Raw genomic sequence first — 18,583 nt, 5'->3', positions numbered from 1 at the left:
CGGTCGGCCGCGAGCGCCATGCCGCCGCGACGCTCGGCACGCTGGCCGAGACGATCCGGCGCGAGGCCCTGCCGAGCCCGGCGATCCTGTTCCTGCGCCATCCGAAATCGCTGTCGGCCGGAACCGCCACCCGCGCCGCCTGACCGGAACCGCCGCAGACCCGAGGCTCCCGCCATGCGCCTGTCCAAGTTCACCGATTACGCGATCCGCATCTGCCTCTATCTGGGGGCGCATCAGGATCGGATCGTGACGGTCGCGGAAATGGCCCGCGCCCACGGCCTGTCGAAGAACAACCTGATGAAGGTCGCCCTGCAGCTCGTCGAGGGCGGCTTTCTCGAAAGCACGCGCGGCCGCGCCGGGGGCGTGCGGCTCGCCCGCCCCGCCCCCGAGATCCGGCTGGGCCAGGTGGTGCGGCACATGGAGGGCGATGGTGGCCTCGTCGACTGCGGCGGCTGCCTCCTGACCGGGGCCTGCGGCCTGCCGGGCCCTTTCGCAGAGGCGCAGGCCGCCTTCTACGCGGCGCTCGACCGGCTGAGCCTGGCCGATGCGCTGCTGTCCCATCCCGGGTCGCTCGGGCTTCTGCAACGCGCCGCCGCGCATGATTCGCCCGGATAGCGCCCGCGATTCGCAACTCCCTTTCCCGGAGCCCCGGCGCAGCCCCCTGCGCCGGGGCTTTTCGATGGCAAAGCGCCGTGATGAATGAATATTACCGTTTCAAAACCGCTGCGGAAATCGCCAGACATGCCGTTTTCTGCACGGCAGAAAGCCATCCCCGCCCAGCGCCGCGGCCAGTCCGAAACATTCGCCGGATGCGCCACATTTTTCCCTGGATCGCGCCGCGGCAAGCCGGTAACCAGAATGTCATCGGAGGCACCGTCCTCCACCTAGGCTGCAATGGCGCGGCCTTCTCCGAACAGACGGCCCTCCGGGCCCCGGCAGCAACGGCGCTGCGGACTCAAGACTACCGATACCATCGGACAGTTTCTGGGAACGCGTGCGGGCGCTGCCATCTCGCATTCCCTTTCGAGTTAACGCAGGCGCTTTGCGTCTCGCCAGCTGAACACGGAAGCGAGCGGAAATGACCAAGAAGAACCTCGTCATCATCGGCAACGGCATGGCCCCCGGCCGGATGCTCGAAACCCTGTTCCGGATCGCTCCGGACGCCTGGGACGTCACCATCTTCAATGCCGAACCCCGCGTGAACTACGACCGCATCATGCTGTCGCCGGTGCTCTCGGGCGAGAAGACCTACGAGGACATCATCATCCACGGCGATGACTGGTACGCCTCGAACGGCGTCACGCTGCATCGCGGCCAGAAGGTCACGCAGATCGACCGGGACGCGAAGACCGTCACCTCCGAGGGAGGCATCACCGTCTCCTACGACAAGCTCGTGGTCGCCACCGGCTCCACCCCGTTCATCATTCCCGTCCCCGGCCACCAGCTCCCGGGCGTGCTGGCCTACCGCGATCTCGACGATGTCGAGGGCATGCTGGACGCCTCCGCGAAGGGCGGCCGCGCCGTGGTCATCGGCGGCGGGCTCCTCGGTCTCGAGGCGGCAGCGGGCCTGAAGGCGCGCGGCATGGACGTCACCGTCATCCACCTGATGCCGACCCTGATGGAGCGCCAGCTCGATCCAGCGGCAGGCTATCTGCTTCAGAAAGAACTGGAATCGCGCGGCATCGAAGTCCGCTGCGGCGCCAATACCAAGGCGATCCTCGGGACCGACAAGGTCGAGGGGCTGGAACTGGAAGACGGCACCGTGATCGACGCCTCGCTGGTCGTCATGGCCGTCGGCATCCGCCCGAACACCGCGCTGGCGAAAGAGGCCGGGCTTGAGGTCGGCCGCGGCATCGTCTGCTCGGCGGACATGCGCAGCTCCGACCCGGACATCTTCTCGGTCGGCGAATGCGCCGAGGTCGAGCGCCGCGTCTATGGCCTCGTCGCCCCGCTCTACGCCATGGCGAATGTCGCGGCAGAACACCTTGCCGCCGCCAATGACTGCCAGGCCGCCTTCGCCCATGCCGAGACGCCGACCAAGCTGAAGTCACCGGCATCAACCTCTATTCCGTCGGCGACTTCTCCGAAGGCGCGGACCGCGAGGACGTGGTCCTGCGCAACGCCGCCAACGGCACCTACAAGCGCGTGATCCTGAAGGACAACCGCGTCATCGGCGCCGTGCTCTACGGCGATGTCGCGGACGGCATGTGGTACAACGAACTGCTGAAATCCGGCGACTGCGTGGAGGACATCCGCGACACGCTGATCTTCGGCCAGGCGTACCAGGGCGGCGGCGCGGCGGCCGATCCGCTGGCAGCGGTCGCGAACCTGTCGGACGACGCGGAAATCTGCGGCTGCAACGGCATCTGCAAGGGCACCATCGTCGACGCGATCACCGAAAAGGGCCTGACCAGCCTCGGCGAGGTGCGCGCCCATACCAAGGCCTCGGCCTCCTGCGGCACCTGCACGGGGCTGGTGGAATCGGTCATTGCGCTGACCCTCGGCGACAGCTTCGAGAAAAAGGTTGAGGGCATGTGCGGCTGCACCGATCTCGGCCATGGCGAGGTCCGCCGCCTGATCAAGGCACAGGGGCTGAAGTCGATCCCCGCCGTCATGCAGGAACTGGAGTGGAAGACGCCCGAAGGCTGCGCCAAGTGCCGCCCCGCGCTGAACTACTACCTGCTCTCCGACTGGCCGGGCGAGTATGTCGACGACCAGCAGAGCCGCTTCATCAACGAGCGGGTGCATGCGAACATCCAGAAGGACGGCACCTATTCGGTGGTCCCGCGGATGTTCGGCGGCATGACCACCTCGTCCGAGCTGCGTGCCATCGCCGACATCGTCGACCGCTACGACATCCCCTCGGTGAAGGTCACCGGCGGCCAGCGCATCGACCTGCTCGGCGTGAAGAAAGAGGACCTGATCCCGGTCTGGAAGGACCTGAACGACGCCGGCATGATCTCGGGCGCGGCCTATGCCAAGGGGCTGCGCACGGTGAAGACCTGCGTCGGCAAGGAGTGGTGCCGCTTCGGCACGCAGGACTCCACGGGCTTGGGCATCAAGCTGGAGCAGTATCTCTGGGGCTCCTGGTCGCCCGCGAAGCTGAAGCTCGCCGTCACCGGCTGCCCGCGGAACTGCGCCGAGGCGACCTGCAAGGATATTGGCGTGATCTGCGTCGATAGCGGCTACCAGATCGTCTATGGCGGCGCGGCCGGCCTGCATATCCAGGGCACGACCGAGCTCGGGTCGGTGAAGACCGAGGAAGAGGTCATCGAGGTGGTGGGCGCGCTGACGCAGTACTACCGCGAGACCGGCTTCTACCTCGAGCGGATCTACAAATGGGCCGACCGGCTCGGCTACGACCACATCCGCGAGACGATCTTCGACGATCCCGAGGCACGCAAGGCCTATGCCGACCGCTTCGCCTTCTCGCAGCAATTCGCGCAGGTCGATCCCTGGGCGGAGCGCGTCGCGGGCACGGACGCCCATGAATTCACCCCGATGGCAGATCTCAAGCTGGAGGCAGCCGAATGAAGGACCTTGGAACCGCGTTCGACTGGCGCCTGATCGGCACCATCGACGACATCCCGCGCCAGGGCGCGCGCTGCGTGAAGAACGGCGCGATGACCATCGCCGTGTTCCGCACCGGGGATGACCGCATCTTCGCAATCGAAGACCGCTGCCCGCACAAGAACGGGCCGCTCTCCCAGGGGATCGTGCATGACGGCTGCGTCACCTGCCCGCTCCACAACTGGGTGATCTCGCTCGAGACCGGCGCCGCACAGGGCGCCGACGAGGGCGCCACCCGCACTTTCCCGGTCCGTCTCGACGGTCAGGACATCTACCTCTCCACCACCATCGGCGCCTGACCACAGGCCCCCATTCTATAAGGACGACACGCATGTCTTACGTGATGCCGAAGGAATTCGCGGCCAAGATGGTCGATGCAGGCGAATCCAAAATTTTCATGTCCACCAAGGACACCCTGATCCGCGCCTACATGGCCGGTGCCATCCTCGCGCTCGCCGCCGCCTTCGCGGTGACCATCGCGGTCAATACCGGCAACTTCCTCGTTGCCTCGCTCCTGTTCCCGGTCGGCTTCTGCATGCTCTACCTGATGGGCTTCGACCTGCTGACCGGCGTCTTCACGCTGGCCCCGCTCGCCGTCATCGCCAAGCGCCCAGGCTGCACCTGGGGCGGCGTGTTCCGCAACTGGGGCCTCGTCGCGCTCGGCAACTTCGGCGGCGCCATGACCACCGCCATCCTGATGGCCATCGTCTTCACCATGGGCTTCTCGACCGAACCGAACGCGGTCGGCCAGAAGATCGGCCAGATCGGCGAAGCCCGGACGCTGGGCTATGCCGCTGCCGGCGGCGCAGGCCTGCTGACCGTCTTCGTCCGCGCGGTGCTCTGCAACTGGATGGTCTCCACCGGCGTCGTCGCGGCGATGATGTCGACCTCGACCTCGGGCAAGATCATGGCGATGTGGATGCCGATCCTGGTCTTCTTCTACCTCGGCTTCGAGCACTCCATCGTGAACATGTTCCTCTTCCCCTCGGGCATCATGCTGGGCGGCCAGTTCACCTGGGGAGACTACCTCCTCTACAACGAGATCCCGGTCGTGCTGGGCAACCTCGTCGGCGGCCTGACCTTCGTGGGCGGCATGATCTACGCGACCCACTTCCGCGAATCCCCGAAGCGCAACGCTTCGCCGGACTTCCGCGTCGCAGCAGAATAATCGAGCAGAAGAACAGGGCCCTGCGTCAAGCGGGGCCCTGTTCCGCCGTTTCCGGAGAGCCGCAATGCCCAAGGACACCCAGCACAAGGCCGCCCTCGCCGCGACCATCGGGCAGTTTTCCGCGGCAGGCGCGAAGCCGGAAAACCAGGATTTCCATGGGGCGGCCGTGCCGGACGGCGCCGCCCTCGTGCTGAAGGGCATCGCCGTCGCCATTGCCGACGGGATCAGCCCCAGCCCGGTCAGCCGCGAAGCCGCCGAGACGGCCGTCGCCGCGCTGATGACCGATTACTACGACACGCCCGATGCCTGGACCGCCGAGACCTCGGCCCGCCGGGTGATCGCCGCCGCCAACGCCTGGCTCTGCGGGCAGAACCGCGGCATCGAGGATCTCGACCGCGGACATGTCTGCACCCTCTCCGCGCTGATCCTGAAGGGCCGCGAGGCGCATGTGCTGCATCTTGGCGATGCCCGCATCGCCCGGGTCGCCGGGCTGAGCCTGGAGCCGTTGACCGAAGACCACCGCGCGGGCCAGGGCGGGCATCTCGACCGCACGCTCGGCCTGCACGAAGACATGCAGCCCGACTACCGCCGCGTGTCCGTCGCGCCCGGCGACATCTTCGTATTGACCACCGACGGCGTTCACGAACACCTGGCCCCCGGCACCATCGCCCGCATCGCCTCCTCCGCCGAGCCGGACGCCGCCGCCCGCGCCCTCGTCGAGGCGGCTCTGGACCGCGGTTCGCCCGACAACCTGACCGCGCAGGTGGTGCGCGTCGACCGCCTGATCAGCAGCGCCGCGCCCGGCGTCGACCAGGCGAGGCTGATCGGCTGGCGGTGCCTCAGCCCCAGCCAGACCGCCAGCGCCCCCTGCAGCAGGCAGAGCGCAAAGAGCCCCGACGCCGCCTGGGACGGGCTTGCCCCCACCCCGGCAAGTCCCTGCAGCACGATGGCGAAGGAACTGGCGAAGCCGACCACGGCGGCAAGGAGGCCGGCGGTGAGCGGCTGGACCAGGGAAGACGGCTGGGCGGTATCGGTCATGGCGACTCGCAACGACTGTTTGACGGATGCAGCGTTGGTGGCATAATTGGATCCAATCAGCAATTGGATATCGGATGCAGCAACTTCCCGACCTGGCCGCCCTCGCCGCCGCAACCGGCGGACGGCCCCGCACCGCGACCCAGCATGTCGAGGCCACCCTGCGCGAAGCTATCCTGACCGGCCGGCTCGCGGGCGGCACGCCGCTCCGGCAGGAAGAGATCGCCCGCGCCTTCGGCGTCAGCCGCATGCCGGTGCGCGAGGCTCTGCGCCAGCTCGAGGCGCAGGCACTGCTCGATTTCGTGCCGCACAAGGGCGCCGTGGTCACCGAGATCTCCGCCGCCGACGCCGCGGACACCTATGCGATCCGGCTGGCGCTGGAGCCGGCCTGCCTCGAACGCTCGATCCCGCACCTGGCGGAGGCTGAATTCGCCGCCGCCGCCGAGCTGATCGACGAGATGGACAGCGAACCCGACCCCGGGCGGATGGGCGAGCTGAACCGGCGCTTCCACATGGTGCTCTACAGTGCGGCCGGGCAGCCCAAGCTGCTGGCGCTGACCGAGACCACGCTGGCAGGTTTCGACCGCTACCTGCGCTTCCACCTTGCCGCGCATGGCCGGGCGCACATGTCCCAGGACGACCACCGCGCCATGCTGGAGGCTGCGCGCGCCCGCGACATTTCCCGCGCCACGCAGGTGCTGCGCGGGCATCTGGAGACCGCCGCCGCCACCATCGCCGCCTTCTTCGCCGGACGCTGCGACGCGGAACCGGGAGGATTTTCTTAAGATCCCATCCGTTAATCTCCGCCAAGGCAGGGAGACAGGATGTCCAGGATCTTGCGGCAGATCGCGCAGCGCGCCCGCCCCGGAATTCTCCGGGCTGCCGGGCTGTGGCTGCTTCTCTTGCTTGCGCCGCCGGCCCTTGCCGCGCCCTATACCGCCGCCGAGCTGGAAAGCGAGAAACAGCGGCTTGCCCCGCTGATCCGGACGGCCTTCCGCGAACTCCGCGCCGCCGTGCCGGAATTCGACCAGTTCCGGGCCGCGGAGCTGCTGCTGTCCGTGCCGCTCGACGGCCCGTCGCCGATCTATTTCGGCAACCGGCCCGACACCCAGACGGTCGTCATCCCGGTCGAGTCGGTCCGCTTCCTCGAGGATTTCGTCCAGCTCGAGGCGATCTTCGAACGCCGGGGCTGCGACCGGGGCTGGCTGCAGGCCTATGCCTGGGCGCTTCTGGCGGACGGGCGGGACCTGCCGCCGCCCCTCCGGGCCTTCGGCATCACCGCCGACACGGCAGCCGATGATCTCGGTGCCCGCCTGGCCGCCAGCGACCTGCTGGGCCCGACGCTGCAATTCCTCATCGCCCATGAAATGGGGCACCTGCTGCGGGGCGACACCCGCGGCCCGGCAGAGCCCCATTCGCTGGCCGAGGAACTCGGCGCGGACAGGTTTGCCCTCGACCGCGCGGCCGGCTTCCGCATCCGGCCGGAGTCGCTCGACACCGTTTTCCTGCTGGAACGCTGGCGCGACCCGGGTGGCGCGCAAACCGGGGGCGGCAAGCATCCGGTCTCGCCGGAGCGCCTGCAGGCGATCGCCGACAGGCTGCTGCTGGACCGGGACATGTTCCGCAGCTTCCGGTCCGGCGAATTGGGGCAGGTCCAGGTGGAAATGCTGGCCTATGACCTTTCCGGCATGGGGCGGCTCATGGACAGCGCCCGGCTGGTCCGGCCGCTCGAGGGGCTGCTGAGCGACTACCCCCCTTCGCAAATGGCGCTGGCCTGTCCGGAATAGCCCCTCGATACGCGCCGCCCCCCGCGGCACGGGCGGACGGCCCGCTCCGCCGGGGCGGCAGGGGCGGATCGCCAAGTTTCCCGCCTGTCGGCTAACGCGGCGGCTGCGCACCGCAATCGGACGGCGCCCGAAACCGGAGGGCGGGGACTCAGCTTTGCGCCGCGCCCGCCTTGCGGCAGAGCCTCAGCCGATCGGACCGCGGATGCCGCCGGTCTGGCCGCGGTCGAGCAGAAGGTGGTCGAGGATCACGCAGGCCATCATCGCCTCGCCGACCGGCACCGCGCGGATGCCGACGCAGGGGTCATGGCGGCCCTTGGTGATGATCTCGGCCTCTTCGCCCGACTTGGTGATGGTCTTGCGGGTGGTCAGGATCGAAGAGGTCGGCTTGACCGCGAAGCGCACCACGACCTCCTGGCCGGTGGAGATGCCGCCGAGGATGCCGCCGGCATGGTTCGAGGAGAAGACCGGACCGTCCGGCCCCATGGAGATCTCGTCGGCATTGTCCGCGCCGGTCAGCGCCGCCGCCGCCATGCCCTCGCCGATCTCGACCGCCTTCACCGCGTTGATCGACATCATCGCCGCCGCCAGATCGGTGTCGAGCTTGCCGTAGATCGGCGCGCCGAGGCCGGCCGGAACGCCTTTCGCCGTGACCTCGATCACCGCGCCGACGCTGTCGCCCGACTTGCGCAGCGCATCGAGATACTCCGCCCAGTCCGCGGCCGCCCCTGCATCGGGGCACCAGAACGGGTTCCGCGCGATCTCGGCGGCGTCGAACCGGCTGCGCTCGATCGCCCCCGGCCCCATCTGCACCATGTAGCCGGTGATCTCGATGCCCGGCACCAGCTTGTCGAGCGCCGCCCGCGCGATGCCGCCCGCAGCGACCCAGCACCCAAGCGCCGAGCCCCATGCCCGCGATCGCGATCGCGACCCAGACCGGACGGTCGAAGGAGATGCGCCGGGCGCGCTCGGCGCCGCCGGCCAAGAGCCAGCGCAGCAGCAGCAGGACCAGGCAGCCGATCGTGCCGATGGCGATCAGCAGCGGAAAGGCGCCCGCACCGATCTCCACCGGGTTGCGCGAAGCGGGCAGCTCCTGCGCGGCCAGCAGGTACCAGACGGCCCCGCCGAGCAGCGCCAGAACCAGGGCGATTTCGGTCCAGCATGCCGGAAGCGACAGGCTGGCGCGTCCGCGCGGAAGCGGGGAGCGCTGATCATTGGACATGGAACCCTCCGGATGTCTCTCTGGGGTCGTCAGGGGCGGCGGCCGGGGCACAGGCCCTCCGGCCGCCGGGCGGCGCGCGTCAGTTCAGGCCGGCCGAGTCCAGCGCTTTTTCCGCGATCCGCGACAGCTGCGCGCCGAGGGCGGTGTACTCCTCCGACCCGATGATGTTCGAGGAAATGCCCGCCCGGTCCATGTATTGCTGGAAACCGTCGCTGCGGGCGGCCTCCTGCAGCGCGGCGGCCAGCTTGTCGCGGATGTCTCCGGGGATGCCCGCCGGGCCGTAGACGCCGCGGATCTGCTGCCACGAAGTGTCGATCTCGTAGCCCTGCTCGCCGAGCGTCGGCACGTCCGGAATGACCGGATTGCGCTCGCCCGCAATCACGCCGAGGATCTTCACCCGGCCGGCGTCGCGGTATTCCAGCGCGTTGCTGGGGGTCAGCGACACCACCTCGACATGGCCGCCGAGCAGCGCGGTGATCGCCTCTGAGGAGGCATTGAACGACACCCAGTTGTAGGTCACGTCCGCCGCGTCCAGCCCCATGTCGGCCGCGATGTTGGTGGTCGAGCCGATCGGGCCGTAGCCGCCGACCGTGGCCGCCTCGCCGCGCTCCGCCGCCGCTGCGGCAAATTCCGCGAAAGTGTCATAGGGGGCGTCGGCGCGCACCGCGTAGATATGCGGCTCGGTCTGGACCATGGCGATCCAGGTGAAGTCGTCCGGCTTGAACATGCCCTTGAGCACGCCGGCCATGTTGGAGAAATGCGTCAGCGTGTTGACGCCGATCGTGTAGCCGTCGGGACGCGCATGCGAGATGTAGCCCATCTGGTTGGCGCCGCCGCCGCCGGGCTTGTAGTCGATCGCGACGGTCTGGCCGAGGATCGGCTCGGCGGCCTTGGCCAGTTCGCGCGCGAAGGTGTCCGAGGACGATCCCGCCGAGCTCTGCACGATGAACTCGATCGGACGGCTGGGATAGTCGGCCGCGTCCTCCGCCATGGCGGGCCCGGCCAGCACGGCGGCCGAGGCAAAGACGGCGATGAGCTTGCGGACCGGTGCGGCCGGACCACGGTTGCCTTGAGTGTTCATGTCTTCCTCCCTTGTCTCCCTGCCCGGCTCCGGCGAACGGAGCACGGACTCAGCCGGAGGATGTGCAAATCCGGTGCCAATCGGCACGGCACTCCCCGGCAGCCCTCCTGTTTGCAGCCTCCCCAGGCTTCAGAAGGCATGATCAGTTTGCGCGCGGAAGGCAACCCGAAGGACACGGCGCGCGACCGGCACGCGGTTTGCGCGCCTCCCGCGGGACGGCTTGCGATCAGGGAGGAAACCCGCATGACCACGACCGCCACCGATTTCAGCCGCACGCAGCGTCCGCGCGAGGACTGGCTGGCGCTGGCCCTGCCGGAACCGGCGCTGGAGCCGGAGCTGGAGATCGTCGATACCCATGTCCATCTGTGGCAGCATGCCAGCGGCTACGGCTATTTCCTGCCCGATCTGGCCCGCGACGCTGCGGAAAGCGGCCACAATGTCGCCGCGGCGGTCTATGTCGAATGCAAGTCGATGTACCGTGCCGCGGGTCCCGAACATCTGCGCCCGGTGGGCGAGACCGAATTCGCGGCCGGCCAGGCGGCGATGTCGGAGAGCGGCCTCTATGGCGGGCCGCGGATCGGCGCGATCACCGGCTTTGCCGACCTGACGCAAGGCAGGGAGCTCGACGCGCTGCTCGACGCGCACGAGGCCGCCGCCGGCGGACGGCTCCAGGAAGGCCCCGGGCGGCAGCGTGACCCGTGCCGGGCCGAGCCTGATTTCAGGCGCCGCCCATTGCGCCACCTGCTCGCCGTTCCAGCTCAGCCGCGCCAGCCCGGCCGCCGCGCCGATCGCGACCAGCTCCTGATGCAGCGCCAGATCCAGCGCCTTGCCGCCTTTCGCCGCCACGTCCGGTCCGTTCAGCGTCTCGGTCGCCTGGAAGGAGATCTCCCCCTTGCGCGAGCCCCCGGCGATCACCATCGCCTCGAGATGCGGCCTCAGCGCGGCCAGTTTCGGCGTGACCACCAGGCAGCCCGGCACCTCGATCAGCGTATGCGAGCGCGGTCCGTGGAAGCCGACCAGCGCGCCCTTCTTGGTGCGCCGCCCGGCGAAACCCGCGCGGCGGCGGCTGGCCCCGGGCGAGGTCACCGGCAGACCGACCTCCGCCGCCACGCCCTGGGACCTCAGCGCATCCAGCACGATGCCGCGCTTCCATTCCGCCACCAGCCGGTCGGAACCATGCTGGATCACGCAGCCGCCGCAGGACTTGGCATGCGGACAGGGCGGCTTCACCCGGTCTGCGGAGGGGGTGACGATCTTCGGCGCGGCCAGGATGCCGCCCTCGATCTCGCCCGCGACGGTCTCGCCGGGCAGCGCGCCGGGCACGGCGATGCCCTCCGAGAGGCCATCGCCCAGATGCCCCAGTTTCGTGATCACAAGCTCGGTCATGGCCTGGCTCCTCATGTGCCGGGCCGACCTATACCACGGGCGCGCGCGGGACCAGAGCCCCTCACCCCGGCCCTCTCCCCCCGGGGGGAGAGGGAGCGCGCGTCATTCCGCGGCTTCGGCGCCGAGGAAGCCGCCGGACTGGCGCTGCCAGAAGCGGGCATAGAGCCCGCCCTGCGCCAGCAGCTCGTCATGGGTGCCCATCTCGGCGATGCGGCCGCCCTCCAGAACGATGATCCGGTCCATCGCTGCAATGGTGGACAGACGGTGGGCGATGGCGACCACGGTCTTGCCCTGCATCACATGGTCCAGCGCCTCCTGGATCTCGGCCTCGACCTCGCTGTCGAGCGCCGAGGTCGCCTCGTCCAGCGCCAGGATCGGCGCGTCCTTCAAGATGGCGCGGGCGAGCGCGATGCGCTGGCGCTGGCCGCCCGAGAGCTTCACGCCGCGCTCGCCGAGATGCGCGTCATAGCCGGTGCGGCCGCGGTGGTCGCGGAGCGTCAGGATGAAGTCATGCGCCGAGGCCTGGCGCGCTGCCTCCATCACCTCCTCGTCCGTCGCGTCCGCACGGCCGTAGCGGATGTTGTCCATCGCCGAGCGGTTGAACATCGCGGTTTCCTGCCGGACCATCGCGATCTGGCGGCGCAGCGCGTCCTGGGTCAACTCGCGGATGTCGCGGCCGTCGAGCGTGATCCGCCCGCCCTCGACATCGTAGAGCCGCAGGAGCAGGGACATGACGGTCGACTTGCCCGCGCCGGAGCGGCCGACCAGCGCGATCTTCTCGCCCGCGCGGATGTCGAGCTCGAACCGGTCGAGCGCCGCGCCCGGCTTGCCGCCATAGCCGAAGGAGACCCCCTCGAAATGCACCGCGCCGCTGGCGCGCGGGATGTTCGCGGCCTGCGGATGGTCCGTGATGGCATGCGGCGGCGTGAGGGTGCGGATGCCGTCCTCGATCTCGCCGATATTGGAGAAGATGCCGAGCGCCGCGAAGCTGACCCAGCCGGTCATCGTGGCCAGCCGGGTGGAGACCAGCCCCGCCGCGGCGATGTCGCCCGCCGTCGCCGCGCCCTGCCCCCAGAGCCAGAGGCTCAGCCCGATCAGCACGGTCGGCAGGAGGCCGGCAAGCACGAAGATGCAGAGCCGGAAGGTCACCACGATCGAGGCCCAGGCGACCGAGGCCTCGCGGTAGCCATGCAGCGACTCCTCGGTGGCGGCCTCTTCCTTGGGGCCATGGGCGAAGAGCTTCACCGTGGTGATGTTGGTGATCGTGTCGACGATCTGGCCGGTCACCATGGCGCGGCGCGCGGCGCGCAGCTGCGACCGGGCGCGGATGCGCGGCAGGAAGAGGCGGATCAGCACCGCATAGCCCGCCATCCACACCAGCACCGCGAGCCCCAGCCACCAGTTGACCGCCGCCAGCATCACCACCGCCGAGAGCGCCGCCGCCACGGCGTTGCCGAGGATGTTGGTCGCCTCGGTGACCACCTCGGTCAGGGCGCGGGCGGTCTGCTGCGATTTCTGGGCGATGCGCCCGGCGAAATCATTGTCGAAATAGCTCAGCGCCTGGCCCAGTGTGTGGCGGTTCACGCGGCTGAGCACCAGCGCATAGAGGTTCGGCTGCAGCGTCACGGTGTTGAAGGCGGCGTTTGCCACCATCGAAAGCGGCCAGACGGCGAGGAAGAACACCGCCAGAAGCCAGAATTTCCAGCCCTCGGCGGAGAGGAAGGACGCGCCGCTGGCCTGCGCCGCGTCGATCACCCAGCCGATCATCCAGAAGCCGAGCACGGTGGTGATGCCGACCGAGATCGAGGCCGCCACCGCCAGCCGGATCTGGCGGCCGGCGCCATCCAGCGCCCAGCCGAGGAACGGCCGCAGGCGCCCGGGGGGCGGTCCCTCGGCCCGGGCGAAGGGCTCGATCGTGTCGGCGAGCCGCCGGTAGAAGGGCGGGATGCGGGCCGCCTTGCGTTCCGCGATGTCAGCTTCGGGCCATTTCATTCGGCCGCCTCCGTCTTGTCTTCCGTTCCGAGGAAGCCGCCGGACTGGCGCGACCAGAACCCGGCATAGAGCCCGCCCTGCGCCAGCAGCTCGCCATGGCTGCCGACCTCGGCGATGCGGCCGCCGTCGAGCACGAGAATGCGGTCCATATGGGCGATCGTGGACAGCCGGTGGGCGATGGCGATGACGGTCTTGCCCTCCATCATGCCGTAGAGCGTGTCCTGGATGGCGGCTTCGACCTCACTATCGAGTGCGCTCGTGGCCTCGTCCAGCACGAGGATCGGCGCGTCCTTCAAGATCACGCGAGCGAGAGCGATCCGCTGGCGCTGGCCGCCCGAGAGCTTGACGCCGCGCTCGCCGACCTGGGCATCATAGCCGCGGCGGCCCTCGGAATCGGCGAGATCCTGAATAAAATCATGGGCCTGCGCCTTCTGCGCGGCCGCCTCCATCTCGGCCTCGGTCGCGTCTGGCCTGCCATAGAGAATGTTCTCGCGCACCGAGCGGTGCAGCAGCGAAGATTCCTGGCTGACCATGCCGATCTGGCGGCGCAGGCTGTCCTGGGTGACCGCGGCGATGTCCTGTCCGTCGATCTCGATCCGGCCGCTCTCGGGATCGTAGAAGCGCAGCAGCAGCTTGACCAGCGTCGATTTCCCGGCGCCCGAGCGGCCGACCAGGCCGATCTTCTCGCCGGGCGCGATCTCCAGCGTGATCCGGTCGAGCCCGCCCGCGCCCTTGCCGTAATGGTGCGACAGCTCGCGGAAGGCGATGCGGCCCTCGCTGAGCTCAAGCGCGGGCGCGCCGGGTCGGTCGGTCAGGGCCACCGGCTGGGCGATGGTTTCGAGTCCCTCGTCAACGACGCCGAGCGACTGGAAGAAATTCGACACCGCCCACATGATCCAGCCGGTCATGGCGTTGAGCCTGAGCGTCAGGGCCGAGGCCGCCGCGACGATGCCCACCGAGGCCGAGCCCTCCGCCCAGAGCCAGATCGCCCAGCCGACGACGCCCAGCACGAGGAAGCCGTTCAGCAGCGTCAGCACGACATCCATGATGGTGAAGAGCCGCATCTCGGCGGCGAAGGTGGTGCGTGCCCGGTCGATCGCCTCCTTGGCGTAGTCGAGCTCGCCCGAATGATGCGCGAAGAGCTTCACCGACTGGATGTTGGTGTAGCTGTCGACCACCCGGCCGGTGACGGCGGAGCGGGCATCCGAAGCGGCCTTGGAGGCCGGGCCGATCCGGCGCACCGTCCAACGCACCAGCGCGACATAGGCGACGAGCCAGAGCCCGAGCGGCAGGAACAGCCGCAGGTCGGCATCCGCCAGCAGCACCGCGGCGCCGATCACGTAAGCCGTGGCGAAGGTCAGCGCGTCGAAGACCTGGAACACCGCCTCGCCGGCGGCGGGCGGCGCCTGCATGATGCGGTTGGCGATGCGCCCGGCGAAATCGTTCTCGAACCAGCCGACCGACTGGCGCAGCACATGGCGATGCGCCCGCCAGCGGAACAGCGTGCCGAAATTCGGCATCACCGCATTGTTCAGGAGCGCGACATTCAGCCATTGCAGCGCCGGGCGCAGGGTGACGAGGAAGACCGCCATGGCGATCAGCTCGATGCCATGCGCCTGCCAGAGCGCGGCCGGCGTGGTGTTGCCGAGCAGGTCGACCACCCGGCCGACATAGCCGATCAGCCAGATTTCCACGGCGGCGACGAGGATCGAGCTGGCGAAGGCCCAGACGAAGACCTTGCGGAACGGGCGCGACAGCTCGCGCATATAGGCCCAGATCCCGCGCGGCGGCGCGTCGGTCTCGGGGTAATCGACATAGGGATCGACAAGATTTTCAAAGAAACGGAACACGGGACCTGCCTTTCGAGCCTGGCCGACAGATAGGGTGATTCCGTCCCCCGGCGAAGCCTTCCGGGCCAGGGACCGCGCCGCAGGCGGTTGCCGATGCGGCAGCGGCACGGCCTTCTGCCTGCAGGACCGGCAGCGTCAGCGCGCGACAGGGCGAAGATCTGCAATTACCGTGCCGGGCAGGGCCGGGCCGTGGCAGGGCGGCGGCGCCCGGGCAGCGCGCCGATCGGAAAAGACATGCGGTCTTCGCTGCCGTCGTCATCCCGGTCACCGCGGCCCTGAGATAAGTGTGTCTGGGAAAGGGAACCCGCGGTCTTCGCCGGATTTGCGCAACAGCACCCAATCGCACGACCACTTTCCACGGAGCATGGGCCAGAGACAGGTGGCGCGAGCCAGTGGCTGAGATCACCTTTCCGGGCAATGCCGTCCCTCGGACGGTTTCCTGACCCTCCTGATTTCCCGCGCGTCCCGGCCAGTGCCCGGAGGACCGGCAGTTCGGCACCGTCACCAGCGTGTTGTCAGCCGATGCGCCACCGGTCCAAGCACCGCTGCAGCTGCCGCTCAGTGATAACCGCTTCAACGCCCTTGGCACCGCCGGGATCGAACGCGTTGCCTGGCCTCAACTTGGGAAAGGAGCACACGTGCCAATGCCGACTTCCGCAACAATGCCCCTCCAGACCGAAGCGCGCTGGCCCCCTCCTCATGGGATCTCAATGCAGGCCGGCGGAAGGAACCTGATCTCATGGCCGAACCTGCCAGCTCCCGGCCCCGGAAATGCGCGCCGCCGCAGGCCTCCACCGCAATCAGTCAGGGCGGCAGCGTGGCGAAGAACTCTGGCACCATGCCTTTGGAACACATATTTGTCCAAATCCAGACCGGCCGTGGCAATCTCCGGCGTGACCGCCTCCCGATTTGGAGTGTTGCGCTCCCACCTTGGCACAGCGATGCCGTCGGGGGGCGGTGGCATCATCAAGGCCGCCATGCGGACTCCCGAAGAGAACAAAAAGGGAATACAAAGATTCCCATGGCGGTCGAACTCTGCATCACCTCGAACTTCACCTTCCTCCTGGGCGCAAGCCATCCCGAGGAATACATGGAGCAGGCCGCCGCGGCCGGGCTGCAGGCAATCGCCATTGCCGACGAAAACTCCGTGGCAGGCATCGTCCGCGCCCATCAGCGCGCCCGCGAGATTGCCCGCAACCTGCGCGCCCGCGCGGCGGCCGTCGCCCGGGACGGTCCCGTCGGCGCACCCTGCCGGCCGAGCAGCGCTTCGGCGGCGGCCGCGTGCGGGTGATCGACGGCCCGCAGACCGGGCTCTTCAAGGCGGAGGCGATCGACGCGTTCTACGCCACCGCGTTCGTCCGCGGACAGCGCGGCAACCGGCAGGGCGTGGCACTGGAAGCCGAGCGGCATTTCACCTCGGAGCATGCCGCGGGCCTCGCCTCCGACGTGATCCAGCCGGGCGACCTGCAGATGACCGGCGAGGGGCTGCCCTATGTGCTGATGGCCGAATGCCAGACGATGGGCGGCTATCCGCGGATCGGCACGGTAATTCCCGCGGATCTGCCCGTCATCGCGCAGGCCGCGCCCGGCACGAAGCTGCGCTTCGAGCGGATCGCGCTGGCCGAGGCCGACCGGCTCTGCCGCAGCGAGGCCGGCCAGATCCGCGAGGCGGCGGCGCGCTGCCGCAACCTGGTGCGCGATCCGGCCGAGATCCCGGACCTGCTGTCCCATACCCTCGTCAGCGGCGTCACCGCTGGGGACGAGCTCGACCGAACCGACTGACCCGGAGAGACCGACATGGCGACGACCCTCGATCTGAACTGCGACATGGGCGAAAGTTTCGCCGCCTGGACGATGGGCGAGGACGAGGCGATGCTGGCGCTCGTCAGCACCGCCAATATCGCCTGCGGATTCCATGCCGGCGATCCCTCGGTGATGCGCCGCACGATCCGCGAGGCCAGGGCGCGCGGCGTGCGGGTCGGCGCCCATCCGGGCTTCGCCGATCTCTACGGCTTCGGGCGGCGGCGCATCTCGGGCGAGCGGCCCGAGGATCTGGAGGCGCAGCTGATCTACCAGATCGTCGCCATGCAGGGCATGTGCGCGGTCGAGGGCCATCCGATGACCCATGTGAAATTCCACGGAGCGCTGAGCAACATGGCCTCCGAAGATGCCGGGCTGGCGGCGCTCTGCGCACGGGCAATCAAGGCGGTCGATCCGTCGCTGACTTTCGTCACCATGCCCTATTCCGAGCTTGCCGTGGCAGCCGACCGGGCCGGGCTGCCGCAGGCCTGCGAGATCTTCGCCGATCGCAGCTACACGCCCGAGGGCCGGCTGACGCCCCGCAGCCAGCCCGGCGCGGTGATCCACGATCCGCAGGTCTCGGCGCGGCAGGTGCTGGAAATGGTCGTCGGCGGCCGCATTCCCTGCACCGACGGCAGCTTCCTGCCGGTCTCTGCCGACACGCTCTGCGTCCATGGCGACACGAAGCGCGCGGTCGACATCGCCCGGACGCTGCGCACGGCGCTGGAAGCCGAGGGCGTGGCGATCCTGCGCGCCTATGGCGGGGCGCCGCTGCCGATGCCGCTGCAGGCGGCAGCCGCGGCGGTCTGGGCGGACGAGGCGCATGTCGCCGAGAACCGCCGCCTCTACGGCACCAAGTTCGAGCTGGCCGACAGCATCTTCGGCGAGGTGCCGGGCTACGAGCCGCCGCAGGCCGGGTTCTTCCTCTGGCTGCCGGTCGGGGATGGCGAGGCCGCCTGCCTGAAGCTCTGGCAGGAAACTGGCGTGCGCGTCCTTCCGGGGGCTTATCTCGGCCGCGACAGCGGCGCGGGCAATCCCGGCGCGGGCTTCATCCGCGTGGCGCTGGTTGCGCCGATGGAGCAGACCGAATCCGGACTGACGCTGATCCGCCATTGCCTTTATGACAGTTGAGGACCTGAGCCATGGCCTATTCGACCCGCGGACGTGATCCCCTCCTGGATGCCGAGACCCAGGCGGCGCTGGAGAGGCGCACGAGCGAGCTGATCGGCCTGGCGCTGCTGGCCAGCAGCGTGGCGCTGGCGCTCATGCTCGCCAGCTACTCGCCCTACGACCCGTCCTTCCTCGGCAGCGCGACCGGCGATCCGCAGAACATCTTGGGCTATCCCGGCGCCTATGTCGCCTCGGCGCTCAGCTTCATCTTCGGGCGCGGTGCCTGGGCGCTGGTGGCGGCGCTGGCGGTCTGGGGCGGGCGGTTCCTGTTCCACCGCGGCGGCGACCGGCTGCTGAGCCGCGGCGTGTTCCTGCCGATCTGGGTGGCGCTGGCGGCGGTCTATGCCTCGAGCTACGTGCCCGGACCCGACTGGACGCACCATTTCGGTCTGGGCGGCATGCTCGGCGACGCCGCGCTCGGCATCGTGATCGGCATCCTGCCCTTCGCCCTCGGCCTGTCGCTGAAGATCTCGGCTGTGCTGCTGGGGCTCGGCGTGCTGGCCTTCGGGCTGTTCTGCACCGGCT

General features: G+C 69.0%; 11 protein-coding genes and 6 pseudogenes. 11 read left to right on the top strand and 6 right to left on the bottom strand.

Translation table 11 applies throughout. The features are described from left to right. The first annotated feature begins 174 nt into the window (after positions 1–174). The 5 genes and pseudogenes from C7T91_RS07535 to C7T91_RS35030 form a co-directional block, all read left to right on the top strand. Complete coding sequence (locus C7T91_RS07535; RefSeq protein ID WP_108258718.1) at positions 175–615, top strand: RrF2 family transcriptional regulator; 441 nt, start codon at positions 175–177, stop codon at positions 613–615. A gap of 463 nt (positions 616–1,078) precedes the next feature. Beyond that, positions 1,079–3,534 (top strand): annotated as a pseudogene (gene nirB, locus C7T91_RS07530) (nitrite reductase large subunit NirB). Then, the gene (gene nirD, locus C7T91_RS07525; RefSeq protein ID WP_108258717.1) at positions 3,531–3,869 is read left to right on the top strand and encodes a nitrite reductase small subunit NirD; all 339 of its coding nucleotides are present in this window, start codon (positions 3,531–3,533) and stop codon (positions 3,867–3,869) included. The pseudogene nirB and the gene nirD overlap by 4 nt, the downstream one beginning before the upstream one ends. Before the next feature lie 32 nt (positions 3,870–3,901). Beyond that, the gene (locus C7T91_RS07520) at positions 3,902–4,738 is read left to right on the top strand and encodes a formate/nitrite transporter family protein (RefSeq protein WP_108258716.1); all 837 of its coding nucleotides are present in this window, start codon (positions 3,902–3,904) and stop codon (positions 4,736–4,738) included. 64 nt (positions 4,739–4,802) lie between these two features. Next, positions 4,803–5,498, top strand: a pseudogene (locus tag C7T91_RS35030) (PP2C family protein-serine/threonine phosphatase); the annotation flags it as partial. 62 nt (positions 5,499–5,560) lie between these two features. Here the strand turns inward: C7T91_RS35030 and C7T91_RS37770 are convergent. Beyond that, positions 5,561–5,776, bottom strand: a pseudogene (locus C7T91_RS37770) (benzoate/H(+) symporter BenE family transporter); the annotation flags it as partial. Between the two features lie 74 nt (positions 5,777–5,850). Here C7T91_RS37770 and C7T91_RS07510 point away from each other — a divergent pair. Then, a complete protein-coding gene (locus tag C7T91_RS07510; protein WP_108258714.1) occupies positions 5,851–6,558 on the top strand; it encodes a GntR family transcriptional regulator in 708 nt (235 codons plus the stop codon). Between the two features lie 39 nt (positions 6,559–6,597). Beyond that, positions 6,598–7,560, top strand: coding sequence for a M48 family metalloprotease (locus C7T91_RS07505; protein ID WP_108258713.1), 963 nt, complete (start codon positions 6,598–6,600; stop codon positions 7,558–7,560). Positions 7,561–7,743: 183 nt separating this feature from the next. Here the strand turns inward: C7T91_RS07505 and aroC are convergent. From aroC to C7T91_RS07475, 5 genes and pseudogenes are all read right to left on the bottom strand, one after another. Next, a pseudogene (aroC, locus tag C7T91_RS07500) lies at positions 7,744–8,496 on the bottom strand (chorismate synthase); the annotation flags it as partial. Positions 8,497–8,858: 362 nt separating this feature from the next. Further along, positions 8,859–9,860 (bottom strand): Bug family tripartite tricarboxylate transporter substrate binding protein, encoded by a 1,002-nt coding sequence (locus C7T91_RS07490; protein WP_108258711.1) that lies wholly within the window; start codon positions 9,858–9,860, stop codon positions 8,859–8,861. A 129-nt stretch (positions 9,861–9,989) separates the two neighbouring features. Continuing rightward, positions 9,990–11,246, bottom strand: coding sequence for a class I SAM-dependent RNA methyltransferase (locus C7T91_RS07485; RefSeq protein WP_108258710.1), 1,257 nt, complete (start codon positions 11,244–11,246; stop codon positions 9,990–9,992). A gap of 102 nt (positions 11,247–11,348) precedes the next feature. Next, a complete protein-coding gene (locus C7T91_RS07480; RefSeq protein WP_108258709.1) occupies positions 11,349–13,238 on the bottom strand; it encodes an ABC transporter ATP-binding protein in 1,890 nt (629 codons plus the stop codon). Beyond that, positions 13,235–15,088 carry an ABC transporter ATP-binding protein gene (locus tag C7T91_RS07475; RefSeq protein WP_108258708.1) on the bottom strand — a complete coding sequence of 618 codons (1,854 nt, stop codon included), beginning with the start codon at positions 15,086–15,088 and terminating at the stop codon, positions 13,235–13,237. The genes C7T91_RS07480 and C7T91_RS07475 overlap by 4 nt, the downstream gene beginning before the upstream one ends. A gap of 1,021 nt (positions 15,089–16,109) precedes the next feature. Here C7T91_RS07475 and C7T91_RS35015 point away from each other — a divergent pair. From C7T91_RS35015 to C7T91_RS39190, 4 genes and pseudogenes are all read left to right on the top strand, one after another. Beyond that, positions 16,110–16,346 (top strand): annotated as a pseudogene (locus C7T91_RS35015) (PHP domain-containing protein); the annotation flags it as partial. Between the two features lie 23 nt (positions 16,347–16,369). Beyond that, a complete protein-coding gene (locus C7T91_RS35010; RefSeq protein WP_236638080.1) occupies positions 16,370–16,870 on the top strand; it encodes a 5-oxoprolinase subunit C family protein in 501 nt (166 codons plus the stop codon). Positions 16,871–16,885: 15 nt separating this feature from the next. Next, the gene (pxpA, locus tag C7T91_RS07460) at positions 16,886–18,019 is read left to right on the top strand and encodes a 5-oxoprolinase subunit PxpA (RefSeq protein ID WP_108258706.1); all 1,134 of its coding nucleotides are present in this window, start codon (positions 16,886–16,888) and stop codon (positions 18,017–18,019) included. Positions 18,020–18,030: 11 nt separating this feature from the next. After that, positions 18,031–18,558, top strand: a pseudogene (locus C7T91_RS39190) (DNA translocase FtsK 4TM domain-containing protein); the annotation flags it as partial. Positions 18,559–18,583: the final 25 nt, after the last annotated feature.

Origin of the sequence: Mangrovicoccus ximenensis (assembly GCF_003056725.1) — a bacterium.
Taxonomy (GTDB): domain Bacteria; phylum Pseudomonadota; class Alphaproteobacteria; order Rhodobacterales; family Rhodobacteraceae; genus Mangrovicoccus; species Mangrovicoccus ximenensis.
This window is presented reverse-complemented; position numbering and strand designations above follow the sequence as displayed.